This is a genomic window from Hyphomicrobium sp. MC1 (genome assembly GCF_000253295.1).
In the GTDB taxonomy this organism is placed as follows: domain Bacteria; phylum Pseudomonadota; class Alphaproteobacteria; order Rhizobiales; family Hyphomicrobiaceae; genus Hyphomicrobium_B.
Map to the genome: position 1 here is coordinate 3,446,768 of NC_015717.1, position 17,298 is coordinate 3,464,065.

14 protein-coding genes are annotated in these 17,298 nt (G+C 56.4%); 6 read left to right on the forward strand and 8 right to left on the reverse strand.

The genetic code is table 11. The features are described 5' to 3' along the window. Positions 1–131: 131 nt before the first annotated feature. Complete coding sequence (locus HYPMC_RS16605) at positions 132–1,640, forward strand: aldehyde dehydrogenase (protein ID WP_013949196.1); 1,509 nt, start codon at positions 132–134, stop codon at positions 1,638–1,640. A gap of 131 nt (positions 1,641–1,771) precedes the next feature. After that, complete coding sequence (locus HYPMC_RS16610) at positions 1,772–2,335, forward strand: NAD(P)H oxidoreductase (protein ID WP_024276302.1); 564 nt, start codon at positions 1,772–1,774, stop codon at positions 2,333–2,335. A gap of 9 nt (positions 2,336–2,344) precedes the next feature. Here HYPMC_RS16610 and HYPMC_RS16615 read toward each other — a convergent pair whose 3' ends face one another. The 8 genes from HYPMC_RS16615 to HYPMC_RS23405 form a co-directional block, all read right to left on the reverse strand. Beyond that, the gene (locus HYPMC_RS16615; RefSeq protein ID WP_013949198.1) at positions 2,345–4,795 is read right to left on the reverse strand and encodes an FAD-dependent oxidoreductase; all 2,451 of its coding nucleotides are present in this window, start codon (positions 4,793–4,795) and stop codon (positions 2,345–2,347) included. A gap of 122 nt (positions 4,796–4,917) precedes the next feature. Beyond that, positions 4,918–5,721: an ABC transporter permease gene (locus tag HYPMC_RS16620; protein ID WP_013949199.1), complete on the reverse strand. Its 804-nt coding sequence runs from the start codon at positions 5,719–5,721 to the stop codon at positions 4,918–4,920. Then, a complete protein-coding gene (locus HYPMC_RS16625; protein ID WP_157135467.1) occupies positions 5,714–6,589 on the reverse strand; it encodes an ABC transporter permease in 876 nt (291 codons plus the stop codon). Before HYPMC_RS16625 ends, HYPMC_RS16620 begins: the two co-directional genes overlap by 8 nt. A gap of 14 nt (positions 6,590–6,603) precedes the next feature. After that, positions 6,604–7,611 carry an ABC transporter ATP-binding protein gene (locus HYPMC_RS16630; protein WP_013949201.1) on the reverse strand — a complete coding sequence of 336 codons (1,008 nt, stop codon included), beginning with the start codon at positions 7,609–7,611 and terminating at the stop codon, positions 6,604–6,606. 7 nt (positions 7,612–7,618) lie between these two features. Continuing rightward, positions 7,619–8,782, reverse strand: coding sequence for a PotD/PotF family extracellular solute-binding protein (locus HYPMC_RS16635; protein ID WP_013949202.1), 1,164 nt, complete (start codon positions 8,780–8,782; stop codon positions 7,619–7,621). Between the two features lie 691 nt (positions 8,783–9,473). Further along, on the reverse strand, positions 9,474–10,880 hold the full coding sequence (locus HYPMC_RS16640; RefSeq protein ID WP_013949205.1) for a cytosine permease: 1,407 nt from the start codon (positions 10,878–10,880) through the stop codon (positions 9,474–9,476). A gap of 107 nt (positions 10,881–10,987) precedes the next feature. Further along, positions 10,988–12,301 (reverse strand): MFS transporter, encoded by a 1,314-nt coding sequence (locus HYPMC_RS16645; RefSeq protein ID WP_013949206.1) that lies wholly within the window; start codon positions 12,299–12,301, stop codon positions 10,988–10,990. A 100-nt stretch (positions 12,302–12,401) separates the two neighbouring features. Next, positions 12,402–13,412 (reverse strand): Lrp/AsnC family transcriptional regulator, encoded by a 1,011-nt coding sequence (locus tag HYPMC_RS23405; protein WP_013949207.1) that lies wholly within the window; start codon positions 13,410–13,412, stop codon positions 12,402–12,404. Between the two features lie 171 nt (positions 13,413–13,583). Between HYPMC_RS23405 and HYPMC_RS16660 the strand changes: the two genes are divergently transcribed. The 4 genes from HYPMC_RS16660 to HYPMC_RS16675 are packed head-to-tail and all read left to right on the forward strand — an operon-like array spanning position 13,584 to position 17,179. Further along, a complete protein-coding gene (locus HYPMC_RS16660) occupies positions 13,584–14,660 on the forward strand; it encodes an LLM class flavin-dependent oxidoreductase (protein WP_013949208.1) in 1,077 nt (358 codons plus the stop codon). Beyond that, positions 14,657–16,366 (forward strand): amidohydrolase, encoded by a 1,710-nt coding sequence (locus tag HYPMC_RS16665; protein WP_013949209.1) that lies wholly within the window; start codon positions 14,657–14,659, stop codon positions 16,364–16,366. The genes HYPMC_RS16660 and HYPMC_RS16665 overlap by 4 nt, the downstream gene beginning before the upstream one ends. Further along, entirely contained in the window at positions 16,350–16,883 is a 534-nt protein-coding gene (locus HYPMC_RS16670) for a flavin reductase family protein (protein WP_013949210.1), read from the forward strand. The genes HYPMC_RS16665 and HYPMC_RS16670 overlap by 17 nt, the downstream gene beginning before the upstream one ends. After that, positions 16,880–17,179 (forward strand): EthD family reductase, encoded by a 300-nt coding sequence (locus HYPMC_RS16675; RefSeq protein WP_013949211.1) that lies wholly within the window; start codon positions 16,880–16,882, stop codon positions 17,177–17,179. The genes HYPMC_RS16670 and HYPMC_RS16675 overlap by 4 nt, the downstream gene beginning before the upstream one ends. The last annotated feature ends 119 nt before the right edge of the window (positions 17,180–17,298 follow it).

A 17,298-nucleotide genomic window follows, 5' to 3' on the forward strand; every position in this document is an offset into this window, starting at 1 on the left:
GATCACGTTTCAATCGGGCGGTCAACGGCTCGGCTAAGATAGAACAGAGCCGCTTGCCTGTTCAAATTTTTATGTCATTATGTTCGATAGTTTTAACGACCGTCGCTTTCAGCGTGAGAAGGAGGAGCGGCATGGCGGCTCAAAACGACTTTGCGTATTTGTCGAACAAGATCTACGTGGGCGGCGAATTTGTCGTCAGTCGGGCGACCGAGCATTTCAATGTTATCGATCCGGCGACCGAAGAAATTCTCGGATCGATTGCTGATTGCCCCGATGACGAAATCGACGAGGCTCTCGACATCGCAACTGCCGCCCGCAAAGTCTGGACGGCGATAGACGCCAGAAGCCGCGCCGTCATTTTGCATGAGATTGCTGCACTCCTTCGCAAAGACAAGCGCCCCTATGCCGAGTGCTTGACGCGCGAAGAAGGCAAGCCGTTCAAGGAATCGGCGGATGAGGTCTCCTGGTGTGCAACCGCGATTGATTACTATGCTGAGCTCGCTCGTCACGAGACCGGACGTCTTGCCGGCGCAACGGTTCCAGGACAATTCCATTTCAGCGTGAAAGAACCCCTCGGGACGATCGTCATCGTGCTGCCCTTCAATTATCCCCTCGTCCTTCTGTGCTGGGAGGCCGCTGCGGCTCTCGCCGCAGGGAATGCGGTCGTCATCAAGCCTCATGAGCAGACAAGCCTGACGACGCTCAAATTCATGGAAGTATTTACGGGACTTCCGCCAGGTCTGATCCAGGTGATCACGGGCGGAGCGCGCGTCGGTCAAAAACTCGTCGGCAGTTCGAAGACACATGGCGTGGCCTATACCGGCTCAGTCGCCGTCGGCCAAGCCGTAGCGCGGACGTGCGCGGAAAGTTTCAAGCCGTGTTTGGTTGAAGCTTCCGGCAATGATCCGTTCATCGTGATGCCATCTGCGCCGCTCGATATGGCAGTCCGGGGGGCCGCATTTGCTGCCTATCTCAACTGCGGACAAGTCTGCACATCGGCTGAGCGCTTTTACGTTCACGAGTCAATCCACGATGCATTCGTCGACGGACTTGTTGCCGAGGCCCGCAAGCTTCGCATCGGCAATGGGCTGGGCGCCGTCGATCTCGGCCCGCTTGCGACGAGCAAGCAACGCGATCGATATGAAGGCTTGATCACACGCGCCCGGCAGCAAGGGGCCAAAGTCGCGACAGGCGGTGGCCGGCCGGCTGAACTCAACCGTGGCTGGTTCGTCGAACCGACAGTGCTCACCGATGTCACGCCCGATATGGAAATTCTCAACGAAGAACCATTCGGACCGGTAGCACCGATCTGCAAGGTGAAGAACTTCGATGAAGCCATCATGCTTGCCAATCGCTCTCGGTTTGGCCTCGGCTCCAACCTCTATTCCCTCGACATGGATGAAGCCTTCCGCGCCGTCCGGGAAATAGAATCGGGAATTCTTTGGGTGAATGCACCCCTACTCGATAATGACGCGCTGCCCTTCGGCGGCCGTAAGCTCTCCGGAAGCGGGCGGCAACTCGGCCCGGAAGGTTTGGCGCAATTTCAGAACACCAAGTTCGTGATGATCGACCCCAAGGCCTCCAACCAAGATTTCTGGTGGTTCCCCTATTCGAAAGCCGAGAGTTTCACTCCGGCTTGATTGCCGAGCGGCCAATCGAACTTCCCGACAGATATGCCGCGGCGCAAGCTGCGGCATATGCTTGTTATAAATGGTGGGAATTTAAGTCGTGCTCGACGCTGCACCGACCTCCCCTTTCGAAAGCTGTATCAATGAAAATTTTGCTCGTCATCGCTCATCCGCGTACCGACTCTCTTACCCATGCCGTCGCCATGACCTTCTCCGAAGCAGCAACGAGCAACGGCCACGAGATTGAAATTGCCGATCTCGGTGCGGAAGGTTTTGATCCGGTGCTACACGAAGCGGACGAACCCGACTGGTCCAATCCCGACAAGAGCTATTCACCTGAGGTCCAGAGCGAAATGGCACGCATCGAGCGCAACGATGCGACGGTGATGGTGTTTCCCGTCTGGTGGTGGTCGATGCCGGCGCTTCTCAAGGGGTGGATAGACCGCGTCTGGAACAATGGATGGGCTTATGGCGATAAGACCTATCCTCACAAACGCGCTTGGATGCTCGCCATCGCCGGCAGCGGCGCCGATACTTATGCAAAGCGCGGCTACGACCAGGCCATGCACACACAGCTCGACGTCGGCATTCTCAATTACTGCGGAGTTGCAGAGGCGCGCCTTGAAGTATTGTTTGGAGCGATCGAAGGCGCGCCGGGCCCCGCTGATATCCTGGCGAAGGCTCGGGAACTCGGCGGCGAATTCTAACGACAGCTGTTAGATTTTAATGCGCTCACCTTTGGGATCGTACCAGGGCGCAAACTGAGCGCGCGCCGGATAGCGCTCCCATGCGACCTCGATTTCGAACGGTTCAGCCGAAAGCCAATCCTGCGTTACCCCGTCTTCGCACCGCACATAGCCCATGCCGAGCGAAGCACCGATGCAGTGTCCATATCCGCCGGACGTAATGGATCCAACGATCTTACCGCCGCGCAAGATCGGCTCCTCATGATACAGCATCGGAGCGTCCTTGCCTTCGAGTTGGATCTGAACGAGCTTTTTCTTTAGCGGCCCTTTCTCACGTTGCTTCAAAAGCGCGTCACGGCCAATGAAACCGCGCGGCTTGTCCCATGCCACCGCGAAACCGATTCCCGCTTCCAGCGGCGTATCGTCTTCGCCGATATCGTGACCCCAGTGCCGGTATCCCTTCTCCATGCGCAGAGAATTCATCGCGAAATAGCCAGCGTGCTTTAGGGCGAACGCCTCACCGGCCTCGACAAGAACATCAAAAATGTGCTGCGCGAACTCGGCCTGCATCACGATCTCGAATCCGAGCTCTCCGACGAAGGTCACGCGGTTCACGCGCGCCTTTGCGTATCCGATCTCGATTTCCCGGCTGGCGCCGAACGGAAACGCGGCATTGGAGAGATCTTCATTCGTGATCGTACTCAGCAGAGCGCGCGACTTCGGCCCCATCAGAGCCAGCATCGGCAGTCCGGAAGACATATCGCGCGCGAAGACATGGGCATCTTTCGGCAAATGCCGCGTCAGCCATGCAAAATCCCGAACTTGCGAGGCAGCAATCGTGATGACAAGGAAGGACGTCTCCGACAGGCGCGTGACGGTCACGTCGGCTTCGATGCCTCCATGATCGTTGAGCCATTGCGTGTAAACAAGCTTTCCGATGGGAACGTCGACATCGTTAGCGCAGATTCGATTGAGCGCGGCACAAGCGTCACGCCCGTCCACGGCAAACTTCACGAAGCAACTATGATCAAACAGCGTGACGGCCTGGCGCGTGTGCCGACATTCGGCGGCGGCGAGATCAAACCAGTTCTGCCGCCCATAGCTGTAGACGATTTCGGGTCTGCTCCCCGGCGCACCAAAGAACCCCGGCCGCTCATAGCCGACGGCTTCGGTCATGAACGCGCCTTGCGCAATAAGGCGATCATGAAATGGACTGCGTCGAACGTTGCGCGCTGTCTCGAACTGGCGATAGGGCCAGTGCATATCGAAAAGCAAGCCGAGCGTTTCGGTGGTACGATCGTAAAGATACTTCTTATTCGACTGAAACGGATGCATGCGCCGAACATCGACATCCGTCAGCTCGACCGGCGGCCGGCCATTCTTTATCCATTGCGACAAAGCTTTGCCGACGCCGCCAGAAGACAAGATGCCGACGGAGTTGAACCCGCAAGCGCAAAACAGATTTTCGATTTCCGGTGTTTCGCCAAGCAAATAACGATCGTCTGGTGTGAAACTCTCCGGACCGCAGAAAAAGAGCTGAATGCCTGCATTCGCCAACATCGGCACGCGATTCATGGCCATCTGCAGAATTGGCTCGAAATGCTCGAAGTCTTCCGGCAGAGAATCGAAACAAAACTCCGGCGAGATTCCGTTATGCCCCCAGGGCTTCGCCTGCTTCTCGAAACACCCGAGCAACAGCTTTCCGGCATCTTCCTTATAGTAGGCTTCTTCATCGGTGACGAACAGGACGGGAAGACCGAGCGGCAACCCTTCGAGCTGCTGAGTAACAATGTAGAAATGCTCGGCGGCATGCAGCGGCAGCGAAACACCGCTTAGGGCTGCAAAATCCCGCGACCACATTCCCCCAGAAATAACGACCTTATCAGCTCGGACTTCGCCGCGATCAGTTATTGCGCCGACCGCGCGGCCGTTTTCAACGATAATGCGCTCAACACGGATGTTTTCTAGAATGGTGACTCCGGCATTGCGCGCGCCCTTTGCCATTGCCATCGTCACATCGACAGGATTGACCTGCCCGTCCTTCGGCATCCAGAGGCCGCCGACCAGACCGTCGATGTTCAAAGGCGACCAACGCTCTTTGATCTCTTCCGGTCGCAGAACTTCGACGGGCAAACCGAAGTTACGTGCCATTGAGGCGCCACGTTTCAACTCTTCGAAGCGCCCATCGGCTTTTGCGACGCGAAGTGCACCGTTTTGCTTAAAGCCGGTCGCTTGTCCCGTCTCGGCTTCGAGATTGGTGAAAAGCTCGCCGGTATACTTCGCGAGTTCGGTCATGTTCCGCGTCGCGCGCAATTGCGTCACGAGACCGGCCGCATGCCAAGTGGTGCCGCAGGTCAACTGTTTTCGCTCGCATAGCATCACGTCCGAAATGCCGATCTTGGCGAGATGATAGGCAATCGAAACGCCCGCTACGCCACCGCCAACGATCAAAACTTCCACACGATTCCGGAACGACGTCATTTGATCCGTCCTGCTACGATCAATTCCCAAGAAAGGGACAATCTACGTAGAAGTCGAAATTTTCAATTCATTTTTTCACATATGTGATTTTAATAATTGCATTGCATCAAAATATCGAAATTCTACTTCCGTCGCGCCATTGCATACCACACGTACGCAATGCCGATGGTGGTGAAGACGGAGGCGGCAAGAACGAAGGAGGCGACAGCTATTTGCGGAGAAGCGCTCGACCTGAGAGACAGCCACAACATGACAGGCAACGTCTGAGTTTCACGCGTCGTCAGGAACAGCGCCATGATGAATTCGTTGAGCGAGGTGATGAACGAGAAGAGCGCTGCCGAAACAATTCCGGTTATCGCCACCGGTACGATGACGTTAAAAAAAGCCCTGAGCGGCGGCGCTCCGAGATCTCCCGCAGCTTCGACGAGACTCTTATCGAGCGTCTCGAACGTCGGCACGAGAACCGTGATTGCGAGCGGAAGAGCCCAAAGCGTGTGGGCGCAGGCCACGAGAATTTTCGAGCCGAAAAGCTCGGAGCCAAAGACGGTGATCGAACCAAGCCCCATCGCTACCGCGATGCCGAGTACGAGACCCGGCACAAACAGCGGAATGATCATCAAGGTCTGCAGCAATGGCCGGTTGCGATGGCTATGAGCCAGGGCGTAAGCGGTCGGCAGCGCCAGAACAAGCGCCATGACCGTCGTCATGGCCGCAATCTCAAGGGAGTTCCACGCCGCATTGATCCACTGAGAATCATTGAAGAACTCTCCGAACCAACGCAGCGAGAACCCCCGGATAGGAAAGCGGATGACGTTGTCGTTGCTGAACGCCATCACCGCCGTTACGCAGATCGGAATGAGAACGTAAAGCGCAAAGAACGAGGCGAAGATGCGATGGAGATAGCGGTAGGCACGCTCCTCAAACATAACGGCGGCCTTTCCTATGGCGCAGCCACTGCGTCAGCAATGCCGCCATGGCGATAATCAAAATCAAGACGACCGAAAGTGCCGCCGCCATCGGCCAATTGCGCCGCGTCAGCATCTGGAGCTGAATTTCATAAGGTACGGTCCAAAGCGAATCTGGTCCGAGCGCATTGGTCGTTGCGTAAATGCCCATCGTGAAAACGAAAGCCTGCGTAAACGCCGCCGCGATACCGCCCTTCGCCAGAGGGAGCAGAACAGTAAAGAAAGTCCGCATCGGCGAGGCGCCAAGATCCGCGCTTGCGGTCAGCAGGTTACGATCAATACCGTTTAGCACGCTCAGGATCGAGAAGAAGCAATACGACACTGAGATGTAGGAAAGTCCGACGACGGCCGCGATCTCGGTTCCGAGCAGATTGACCTTCTGGTCGCTGAGACCAGTCGAAACAAGAAAATATGAAAAGAGACCGTTGAACGGAAAGAACATGCGCCAGCCGATAATGACGGAAACTTCCGATATCAGCATCGGTGCGAGCGCGATCGCGAGAAAGATTGTGCGCGCTCCGCCGTCCCGGAGCCAGACGAACTGCGCAAAGAAAAATGCCGCAACGACCGTGATGACTGCGGTTACAAGCGAGATGTAGAGCGTCTTGCCAATTTCCGTGAGATACAGAGGATTGGTCAGCACTTCGATGTAGTTATTGAGCGTCCACGCTTCGACATAGACATTGGCGCCTGTATGGTCGTTAAAGCTCATACGCAAGAGGTAGAGCAGTGGCCAGCCGAAAATGACGATGAGAAACAAAAGCGCCGGAACCAATAGCCAGGGGATACCTGCGCTTGCTGCGAAAATGCCCGGTCGGCGACCGATCACGTCGAAGCTCGCCATTATGATAACGGGAAAAAAGTTGCGTCGGCGCTTCTCCAGCCAATCTTGATCATGTGATCAGGACCGACCTCAGGCACCTTGGCGCTATCGAAGAAAAGCGCGCCGTGTTCGGTTTCAGCATGGATGCGATAGCTGCCGCCGAGATATTCGATTGACGTGACGCGCCCTATCAGAACGTTCTCTGCACCGGCACCGTTCACGAGCTTGAGGTTTGTCGGACGGATGAAGAGACGCTTGTTGGCCGTGCCGTCATCAAGACCGCCGATCACGGCAGCCGGCAGCGCCAGCGAGCACGATTCTCCGACAAACGTGTAGACGAACTCGCTGGTCGGTTGCTCGAAGATTTCGATCGGCGTGCCGATCTGTTCGATTCGTCCCTTATTCATGACCGCGATGCGGTCGGACAGCGCCATCGCCTCGCTCTGGTCATGCGTCACGAACACGGCCGTGAAGCCAAGCTCTTCGTGTAGGCGGTGGATCTCGGAACGAAGCTCAAGCTTGAGCTTCAGATCGAGGGCGCTCATCGGCTCGTCGAACAGCAGAATGCTCGGCTCGACGACCATGGCACGTGCGAGAGCCACGCGTTGGCGCTGCCCTCCCGACATTTCAGCCGGATAGCGGCCACCGAAGGCCGCCATCCGCACAACATCGAGAATGCGTGTCACCCGCGGCGCGATATCGCCAGACGGCACGCCGCGCATTTTCAAGCCGTAGGCGACGTTCTCCGCAACGGTCAGATGCGGAAACAATGCCCCCGATTGAAATACTGTTGCCGTGTCGCGCTTGTAGCTCGGCAGGCGATCGACCCTGCGGCCCATCAGTTCGATGACGCCGCTGTCAGGACGGTCCATCCCGCCGATAAGACGGAGCGTCGTCGTCTTTCCGCAACCGCTCGGACCGAGCAGCGTGAGAAATTCACCCTGCTCGACCACGAGATTGATCTCGTCAACGGCGGCGTGACCACCGTAACGTTTGACAACACGTTCCAGCCGAAGTGCACAAACCATTCTCGCGTTAGCCCTTCGACGTCTTCAGCACCGCTTTCTGGAAGCGCTCTCCCATCGCGTCAAAGTTCGGTAGGAGCCGCTGCAGCCCATCCATCGTCATCAGACGCACGTTCTTCACCAGATCGTCGTTCGTTTTCGGATAATTGTGCCAGAAGGCAGGAACAGTCACGTCCTTTCGGGACATCACCGACATCTGAACGTTAATGAACCGATCTTGCGTTTCTTTCTCCAGGATATAGCCCAGGAACATGTCGGCGAGCGCATCGTGCTGGGTGCCCTTTACTTTAATGTACCAATCGCCGTAAGCGACCGTTCCATCGGCCGGAATACCGGTCAGGTAACTCGGGCCGCCGTTTTTCATCAAGCCGAGAGCATCTGACGAATAAATTTGCGCGAATGACGCCTGCTCTTGCAGCATGAGGAACGACAGCTCTGCTCCGTCCTTATAATATTTTGCCGGACGGAGACGCTCGAGAGCCTCGAAGATGGGATCGGAGGCCATGCCCGGCTTCCAATCGTAGAAGGCGTTGAAGTCTTTCTTTGCGCCCCAAATGGCCGAGATCGCGATGAGCCACCAGTATGCGCCGGCATCGAGCGCCAGCTTACCCTCGAGATCCTTATCCCACATCGTCGTCCAGCTCAGAGGCTTCTTGGCTGTAAGATCCGTATTTAGCATTGGCAGCGAGAAGCCGAGCCCGAGCGGGACGCCGTAATCGCGCGCGGATTCGGGGCGTGCGGTCAAAAAGAACGGTTGAACGTCGGCGAGCTGCGGAAATTTCGAACGATCGGATTTGGCGTAAAGGCCTTCGGCGAGCGCACCGAGCGTCGTGTATTCTTCCGATACGGTTATATCGAACGGCGGCTTCCCTGGTGGCGCTGCCTTCATCTGGGCGACCATCTGGTCCCAGCCGCCGACGAGCGAAACCTTGGTGCCGTATTTTTCGTTGAACGGATCGGAGATCGCTGATTTGAAGGAATCGAGATAACCACCGGACCAGGCGCACACTGTCATCTCTTCGCCCTTAAAGGCGTCTTTTGCGTCCGCCGCGTGTGCTTTGCCGATGATCGCTGGCAGTGGCAGCATTGCCGCGCTTAAACCTGCCGCACCCGCTCCTAAAATCTGACGACGCGAGACCTGCGCTGCTTTCGACTTGTCTTCCCCGTTACTCATTTCAGAACTCCCAATTCTTTGGTGATGCTGATGCGAAGAAAGAGTGCGGGCGAAAAGCCGCCCTTCATCCGGCCTAGGCCGGTCATTGCATGTCGGCAGTGAAAGCCGCGAAGCACCGGTCCGTTACTCACGAAACGTATCCGCTGGGCCACGACGCCAAATGGCGGAACCGGGATCTGTAAGGCGGAGAACCAAAGGTGAAATCCTGCATGCCTTGAGCATGCGCGCCAACCGAAGTGCGATCATCGGCCGGCGCCGAGGAAACGTCAGATCTTACCCGAGTACGACCTAAGAGCATCGCATCCCTTCATTAGTTGGGCGCCCAACGGTGAATGCCTAAACTGAAGGCATTTTGCGCATGGCGCAAGCATGCGAAAACCGTAAAGCGTATAACTCATGACATCAACGACCGTATTTCGTAGATTGATATAAGTCAATGACCTGCTTTCGCTAAATTGCATATTTATTTTGCCGTCCTCAAATTGAGGCGCGGCAGTAAATTGCGACGTTCGAAGTCAGGAAATACTTTAGCGTTGAAGCGGATATCGTCTCTCGCGATATTGCGCATTCTCCGTCGCGACGATGCGCAACCAGCATCGGGACAGTCCAAATTTTTAACGACATCAGGCACCGCGGCCGGGTCGCGCATTAGCGCCAGCTGAAGACGGACTAAAATGACCGCACACTGTTTTTATTGCGGCGTGCGGTCGTAATCACCCTTGCCGCGTGGCATCACAAAAAATCGCGAGATGGCAACATAAATAAAGCTCGCGATGACGGCCGCGGGAATTGAAGCCGTCGTATATTCATACGGCCATCGGCTCTCATAGGAGACAGGATTTAAAAGATAAACGTACGTGAGAAAACCAGCGGCCATGGCGAGCAACGCCGCCGGATTGAACCCACCCCAAAACTGGTACGGGCTGCCCGGCCCCTCCTCATAGATCCCGCGGATGTTGAGCTTGTTCCGACGGAGTACGAACGTGTCAGCAATCTGAATGGCGCAGAGAGGAGCAAAGAAAACGCCGATAAAGGCCAGGAATGTACCAAAATTCGAAAAGAATTCTTCCGGGATGACAATGCCTACAGCGGCGACCGGAACGATCGACAGAAGAATGAGCGTACGCCACGACGCATCACCGAGCGCCGGAACACGACGCAAACCGATGGCTGTCGAATAGACACCCGCGAGCGAAGGTCCGAGATTGGCTGCCATAACAAAAAGCAACGCGATAATCCCGTAAAGCGGTCCGCCGAGCGAGACCAGCCAAGCTGTCGGATCGGGGACCTTGAGAACGAGCATTGCTGCGAGCCCGACGATGCTTAGCAGAGGCAAGGACAGCCCCATGGCAAGCATAGATGGCAGAACCGAACTTGAAGGCGACGGCGCTTCGCGAACGATCGTACCGAAATATGCCCAGAAGCCGAGCAGCGATACGATGCTTATTTCGACGCCGGTCACGTAATTCCACGCTAGACTGGGCGACGCCATTGATGGCTTCGCAACCGCAAGCGCATCCGCTTGTCCGGAAAGCAACTGGTAGAGCATCCAGACGCCGATGCCGACCACGACGATAAACAGAAGGTTCGATGCCGCTTCGAGGCCCTTGAGACCATTGAGAAGCACAAGATAGACGACTGCGCACGTCACTGCCGAGACCATCCGGACGATCGCGAGCGCATGATCCGGCCCTGCCAACCCGAGCGTAATCAAGACCTGCGCGACGGCCTTGCCAAAAAAAACCAGAAGAAGGGCATTCCAGCCGATAATCGACGCATACTGCAGAAAAACGGTAATGAGCCAGCCGCGATTACCAAACTGGGGCTTAGACGCGGCAATGGAATCGATGCCGTACTTCGTCGACGTTGGGACCACGGCCAGCGTCAAGATTAGCATTCCGATCATCGCCCCCGCGATCAGGGCCGACACACCCATTTTGAAGTCGAGATAGAAAGCGACGTACTGTCCGATGAGATAGGACCAATTTCCGCAAGCCGTTACGAGAAGAACAACGGTGAGCTGCCGACTGGTCCAGGTTTTATCGCGCGCCGTGAGCGGCCAACCGGATTCCGCTACGCTGTCATCGTTCGCGGCCATTTCACCCCCAACAAATCATCGATCCAATGATCCAGATTGACCAGAAATCAAAGCAAGTAGACTCAAGCGGCCGCCACAAAAAAAGGGATTTATGCCTCTGAGATCTTTCATCGTGCTTCCGAGGAGAAGTGCCGTTGATCAGTTTCGCGCCTTTTCTCACTTCCGAAATCCATCGCGAGAATGAGGATGCCACCTGCAAACATAAAGAACGAGAGGAGGGCAACGGCGGTCTGCGATGACGCACCATTCGCTTTCGCGAAACCGATCAAGTAGGGCCCGAAGAATCCGCTCGAATTCGCAACGGCGTTGATCAAGGCTATTCCGGCAGCAGCCGCTGGTCCCGCCAACAATGCTGCAGGGACCGTCCAAAACACCGGAAAAATCGCAAGGGTGCAAGCCGAAGCAACCGTCAATAGAACGAGCACCACGATCGGCGCCGTGACGAACGCCGATAGCGCAAATGCGACGCTGGCAACGAAGCAAGGGACGGCGATGTGCCAGATTCGTTCTCCCGTCCGATCTGAATGACGCCCCCAGACGACCATGAAGATCGCGGAAATCGCATAAGGCACCGCCACCACGAATCCGGTTTCAGTATTGCTGAGCGACATGCTTTTGACGATTTGCGGCATCCAGAAACCGAGACCGTAAAGTCCTATCCCGGCGCCGAAGCAGGAAATTGCAAGAACGATAACGCGCTTGTCCGTCAGCGCATCGCGGATGGAATGACTGTGGCTAGGCACGTTCTCTTGTCGATCGCTGGCCAATTGCGCGAGAAGATCATCGCGCTCCGCCGGCGTAAGCCACTTTGCGTCCGCTGGCGTCTCCGGCAGGCGCAGCAGGCACACAACTCCAAGGGCGATGGCCGGGAACGCCTCCAAGATGAACTGCCACTGCCATCCGCGCAGCCCTAAGACGCCGTTCCATGCATCGAGAATCCATCCCGAGATCGGCGCGCCGATGATCGTTGAAATCGGAATTGCCATCATAAACACTGAAACGATCCGCGCACGCTCAGCGGACGGCACCCAGTTGGTCAGATAATATATGACTCCGGGAAAGAAGCCTGCCTCTGCCGAACCCAACAGGAAACGCAGCACTGCAAGCTCTGTTGAGTTGCTGACAAAAGCGGTTCCAGCCGACAGAATTCCCCATGTGATCATGATGCGCGACAGCCAAAGCCGGGCGCCGACCCGCGTCAGCACGATGTTGCTTGGCACTTCGAACAAGAAATAGCCAAGAAAAAAGACGCCTGAGACAAACCCGAAGGCTTCAGGTCCGATCGAGAGATCGGCATTCATCTGCAGCGCTGCAAAGCTGACATTTACGCGATCGAGATAGGCTGCGAAATATCCGGCAATTAAGAGCGGCAGGATTCGATACTGGACTTTGGAAAGAGCGCACGAGAGAGCGTCAGACATGAGAGATGAGATCTGGCCGAGAATGAGGGACGATGGCTGCAAAGGCTATTGCGCCGATTTCCGGCGTGACTGATTGGCGAATATTATGAATCCATTTACCTCACACTTTCTCCGCTCTGCTGCTGGTAGCTTCGTCTCGCATAGGCGTGAGCCGCTTGTAGTAGAGATCGCTGTAAATCGAGATTTCGAGGCGTGCGATGCCAGGCAGGGATCTGACATTTTTTTCTATAACGTCGAGAAGTTCGCGATCCGTTTGACAGATGAACTCGGTCAAGATGTCGAAACGCCCAGCGCAAATGACGATATACGTCGTGTTTGCAAGACGGGCTAAAGCGTCGGCGATGTCCATCACGCGATGTCCTGACGCGACGTTAATCGCTACCCAAGCCATCGAACGAAACTCGAGGCTCATCGGATTAATGAGCGCAATCACGCTAACGGTTCCCGTGTCCGTCAGATGCTTGAAACGTAACCGTACTTGGCCCTCGGAAATATCGAGTTCGTCGGCGACTTGCAAAAACGGCTTGCGCCCGTCTTCGCTCAACGAACGAATAATCCGTACATCGATCTCATCGATCTCGCGCGGGCGAACTCCGGTCTCGCTTTCAGCCTTGTTTTTGGCCGCTGCGAAATGCGCCAACTGGTAATGAAAGCTTAGATAGGGCATCGCCTCGATCGACTGGATCCCGTCGATCTTGCCAACCTCATTTTCGATCGTCGACTGTAGTGCCGCCCGATCCTTGCAGAGTACTTCCGCAAACAACGAATAGCGCGACGTGGAGACAACGACGTAGTCGATGCTCGGGATCTTTTGCAATTCCTGCGCGATCTTAGTCGCGGGCCGGTCCGGCCGTGTCGTGAGCCCCAACAAGGCCGAGGCGCCGTAGCCAAGCACCGAGGGATCGGTCACCGCCGTTATCTGCATGACGCGTTGTTCGATGAGATCGAGAACCCGGCTGCGAGCCGTTTTTTCGGTGACCCCAATTTCCCGCGCGATGTGAGAAAACGGCATCCGCCCATCGGCCTGCAACAACGACACGATCCGCCGATCGATATCGTCAAGTGACGCGACGAGTCGGAGATAGTCCGACGTCGTCATGTTGCGCTTCATTTATCCCTCCGGTGCACGCCCCCACGCCGCACGTTGCCCCCAGCCAAAACCCATACCGGTAATAGATCAAGCGAATAATGTGTGATTCATGCGCTTGACTCGGATAGATCTACGAATTACAGTTTATAAATATCTGTTTTCCACGAATTACGGTTATATGGTGGGCTCTCCGTGAAAGTAGGCATTCTCCAAGAAGGCGAAGTCATGCCGGGCGTTAGCTACGCCCAGCGCTACCAAGAAATGATCGCAGAAGTCGCGCTCGCCGATAAATTCGGTTTTTCGACATGGGGTACGTCGGAGCAGCACTTCAGTCCCCCACGGTTTACGGTGTCCGCGCCTGAGGTGCTTTATGCAGCGATCTCTCAGCACACGAAGCGCATCAAGTTTCGCGTCATGTGTTCGGTGCTGCTGAAGTGGAACCATCCCATTCTCGTTGCTGAGCGCCTCGCAACTCTGCACAATATTTCCAATGGCCGCGCAGAAATTGGCACGGCGCGCTCCAACAACCTCACCACCTTGGACGCATTCGGCGTGACACCGACAGAAACGGCCGAGCAATGGGCCGACTCGATGGAGGTGTTGGCCAAAATTTTTGAAAGCGACAAGCTGGAACACGACGGGCCCGTATGGAAAATTCCGGAACGTACGATCGTTCCGTCGTTCGACAAGGCAACGCATCCGCCGGTCTCGGTCGCAGCATCGAGCATTAAGACCCACGCGTCGGCGGGTGAATCCCAAATCGGCGTGATGTGCTTCGAGAATTACTTCGGCTTCGATTATCTGCAGGAGTGTATCGATGCCTATCGCAAGGCTTATGCCACCGGTAAGCCGCAGATGCCCAAGCCCAATGACTACATGGGCCTCTACGTCGCCACCGCCTTTTGCGCCCCGACGCGCGAAGAAGCCGCGCGTGTGGCACGCGACGTCGCGCTCGGGTATTTCCGGTTCATTCTGGACCTCTACGTTCCGCTCTCGAAAAAGGGTTCCTACGAATATCTCGACCGCATCCGGCTCCTGGAAGCCAACGAGGGCAATCTCGACTTCCTGATGACCGAGACGCCGTCGGTTCTAATCGGCTCGCCGGCTGACTTTATCGAGCGGCTTCTGAAGCTCGAAGCCATGGGCGTCGATGAGGTTCTGCTCCGGATCGATGGCGTCCCGCACGAAGAAATCATGAAATCCATCGAGCTGATCGGCCGCGAAGTCATTCCCGTCGTCGATCGCGATTACAAGGTTGCCGCCGAATGACGGATAGCATCGCTGAGCGCGCCAATCTCGTCATTGTCAGTCGTCGTATTATCACGATGGAGCACGACACCGATCCGGAGATCGTCGCCATCGCAATTCGCGGCAAGCGCATTCTTCGTCTCTTGAGGAGAGACGAGATTGCGTCGGTTGTCGATGAGAACACGCGGATTGTGGACGTCGGCGAGCGGCCGGTGATGCCAGGTTTTGTCGACCCGCATGCCCATATCGAGGTCGCGTGCCGGTCTTCTTTTGGGGTCGTCGACTGCCGCGCGCCGGGATGCAAGAACGTCGAAGACGTCATCGCGGCTCTGTCCGAGAAAGCGGCAACGACTCCGGCAGGGGAATGGGTGGTTGGCCAGGCCAACCTTTTCTTCGACCGAAAGCTCGCTGAGAAGCGCTTTCCCACCCGGCAGGAGCTTGATCGCGTAAGTACGGCTCACCCTGTTGCCGTGCGTGCGGGCGGACATCTGACTATTCTTAATTCGAAGGCACTTGCGGTCTGCCTTATCGATCGCAACTACACGCCACCGCCATACTCGATTACAGGTCTGCCGAGCGTCGAGCGCGACGCGTCCGGCGAGCCGACCGGCATCGTCAAGGAAATGGATAATCTCCTTCCCTTTTCGGCGATGAACCGCGACGAGCTGGCCGCCGCTCTGATCACGGGAATTCCGACGCTCTTCACCCAATATGGCGTCACCACAATCGGCGAAATCTCCGAGACCGTCGACGGTCTCCAAATCATGAACGATATGGCGGCGAGCGATGAATTGCCGATCTCGGTGCGTCCGTATATTTGGGCGCCGGGAACGCTTTCGCTTGAGGCGGCGTGCAACTGGAAGAAAAGCATCTCCGTCACGGCACCTGACGACCTCTTCCGCATCCAAGGTGTGAAGCTTTTCGCAGACGGCGGGTTCTCGGCAAAAAGTGCGGCCGTAAAGCAGCCATATCTGACGTGTGCGTGCAAAGGCGGATGCACATTCCGCGGCGACGTCGCCCTTGAAAAAGACTTCACCCGACGCGCCATCGAACTGACGCAAAATGCTGGACTTCAGCTTGCGGTTCACGCCAACGGTGATCGCGCCCAGGAGTGGGTCTGCGATACGCTTCTCGAATTGGGCGGTGCCCCTACCGGCCGCATCCGCACGCGCATCGAGCACGCGGGTAATCTGATGCCATCAGAAACGACCGCGGACAAATGGGCAGCTGCCGGCATTATTCCCGTCCCGCAGCCTGTATTCCTTTATACCTTCGGCGAGTACTTTGCTGACTATCTCGGCGACTACGGCAAGCTCGGCCGCTTCTCGTTTGCAACTCTGATTAAGCAGGGTTGGCGCCTCTCTGGCAGCTCAGACGTTTGGGTCGGCTCAGAAAGCGACGCGACCAATCCTTTCTTCGGCGTCTGGTGCTGTCTCAAACGTCAAGCTTATTCCGGCGCCATTCTTGATGGTGACGAAGCCATCTCACTCGACCACGCGCTTCGTTTCCATACGGTCGATGCTGCTTCTGTGCTTGGCGAAGACGATGTTTGCGGCAGCTTGGCTCCCGGGAAATTTGCCGATGTCATCGTTCTGGACCGCGATCCCCATGCCATCGCCGTCGACGATCTATTGAAGATCAAAGTCGATCGCGTCTTCAAGAACGGCAAAGAAGTCTGGACACGAAACAAAGAGCAGGAGCGGGACGCACATGGCGCAGCCCCTTAAAATTCTGTCAGAGTCGTTCAGTCCACCCGTCGACGCGCGCGAATACCGCTCGGCGATGGCTGACATGCCTGGCGCCGTGACCATCGTGACGTCGTGGGCACACGACGGAATGCCGTCTGGTGCGACTCTTTCGGCAGTCCTGTCGCTCTCACTCGAACCGCCGTTGATGCTGGCATGCTTTGATCACGCGTCGAACACGCTGGGCGCCATTCAGGCGCAAGGTAAATTTCTCGTCCATGTTCTCGCGCATGGTCAACAGGACCTGGCGCTGCAGTTTTCGGGAAAATCGAACGAGAAATTCAAGGATGTCGGCTGGGAGGTCGGTGCGCTCGGACTGCCTCAGATCGAAGGCTGTGTCATCGTCGTAGCCTGCGAGGTTCACGACATCATCGAGGCCGGCGATCATAAGATCGTCATCGGACACGTCAAAGAAATCGAGCGCGAGAGCGCTCTGAACCCCATCGTCTACGCGCGCCGGAAAATGCTGCCGTTCGATCACGGAGAAGCGCAGCCATGATCCGGCTCACAATCGTCTACGGGTTGCCTAACGACGGCGCGGCGTTCGACGCGCACTATCAGAACATTCACTGCAAGCTCGTCGACAAAATGCCTCGCGTCCAGAGCTTCTGCTACAGCCGCGGTCCGGTCATCAGCAGCGACGCTTCTAAACCCGCGTATCTGATCGCTTTCTTGGATTACGAGAGCAACTCCGATCTGGAAGCCTCTATGAATTCCGACGAAGGCAAAGCTGCTGTCGCGGATGTCGCTAATTTTGCAGATGGCGGAGTGACGATCTTCACCACCGAAATCTAGCTCTGTCGTGCATAAGTACACACCAGAGAAAGGGACAGCCGCCATGCAGCAATTCGATCCCGAACTCGAAAGACGCATTCGCGCACTCGAGTCCACTTCTAACGACGTGAGCTTCACGC

What these genes read in the sequence shown, in the direction of transcription:
- HYPMC_RS16605 (WP_013949196.1), top strand. Translation starts at nt 132, where the DNA reads ATGGCGGCTCAAAACGACTTTGCGTATTTGTCGAACAAGATCTACGTG.
- HYPMC_RS16610 (WP_024276302.1), top strand. Translation starts at nt 1,772, where the DNA reads ATGAAAATTTTGCTCGTCATCGCTCATCCGCGTACCGACTCTCTTACC.
- HYPMC_RS16615 (WP_013949198.1), bottom strand. Translation starts at nt 4,795, where the DNA reads ATGACGTCGTTCCGGAATCGTGTGGAAGTTTTGATCGTTGGCGGTGGC.
- HYPMC_RS16620 (WP_013949199.1), bottom strand. Translation starts at nt 5,721, where the DNA reads ATGTTTGAGGAGCGTGCCTACCGCTATCTCCATCGCATCTTCGCCTCG.
- HYPMC_RS16630 (WP_013949201.1), bottom strand. Translation starts at nt 7,611, where the DNA reads ATGGTTTGTGCACTTCGGCTGGAACGTGTTGTCAAACGTTACGGTGGT.
- HYPMC_RS16635 (WP_013949202.1), bottom strand. Translation starts at nt 8,782, where the DNA reads ATGAGTAACGGGGAAGACAAGTCGAAAGCAGCGCAGGTCTCGCGTCGT.
- HYPMC_RS16640 (WP_013949205.1), bottom strand. Translation starts at nt 10,880, where the DNA reads ATGGCCGCGAACGATGACAGCGTAGCGGAATCCGGTTGGCCGCTCACG.
- HYPMC_RS16645 (WP_013949206.1), bottom strand. Translation starts at nt 12,301, where the DNA reads ATGTCTGACGCTCTCTCGTGCGCTCTTTCCAAAGTCCAGTATCGAATC.
- HYPMC_RS23405 (WP_013949207.1), bottom strand. Translation starts at nt 13,412, where the DNA reads ATGAAGCGCAACATGACGACGTCGGACTATCTCCGACTCGTCGCGTCA.
- HYPMC_RS16665 (WP_013949209.1), top strand. Translation starts at nt 14,657, where the DNA reads ATGACGGATAGCATCGCTGAGCGCGCCAATCTCGTCATTGTCAGTCGT.
- HYPMC_RS16670 (WP_013949210.1), top strand. Translation starts at nt 16,350, where the DNA reads ATGGCGCAGCCCCTTAAAATTCTGTCAGAGTCGTTCAGTCCACCCGTC.
- HYPMC_RS16675 (WP_013949211.1), top strand. Translation starts at nt 16,880, where the DNA reads ATGATCCGGCTCACAATCGTCTACGGGTTGCCTAACGACGGCGCGGCG.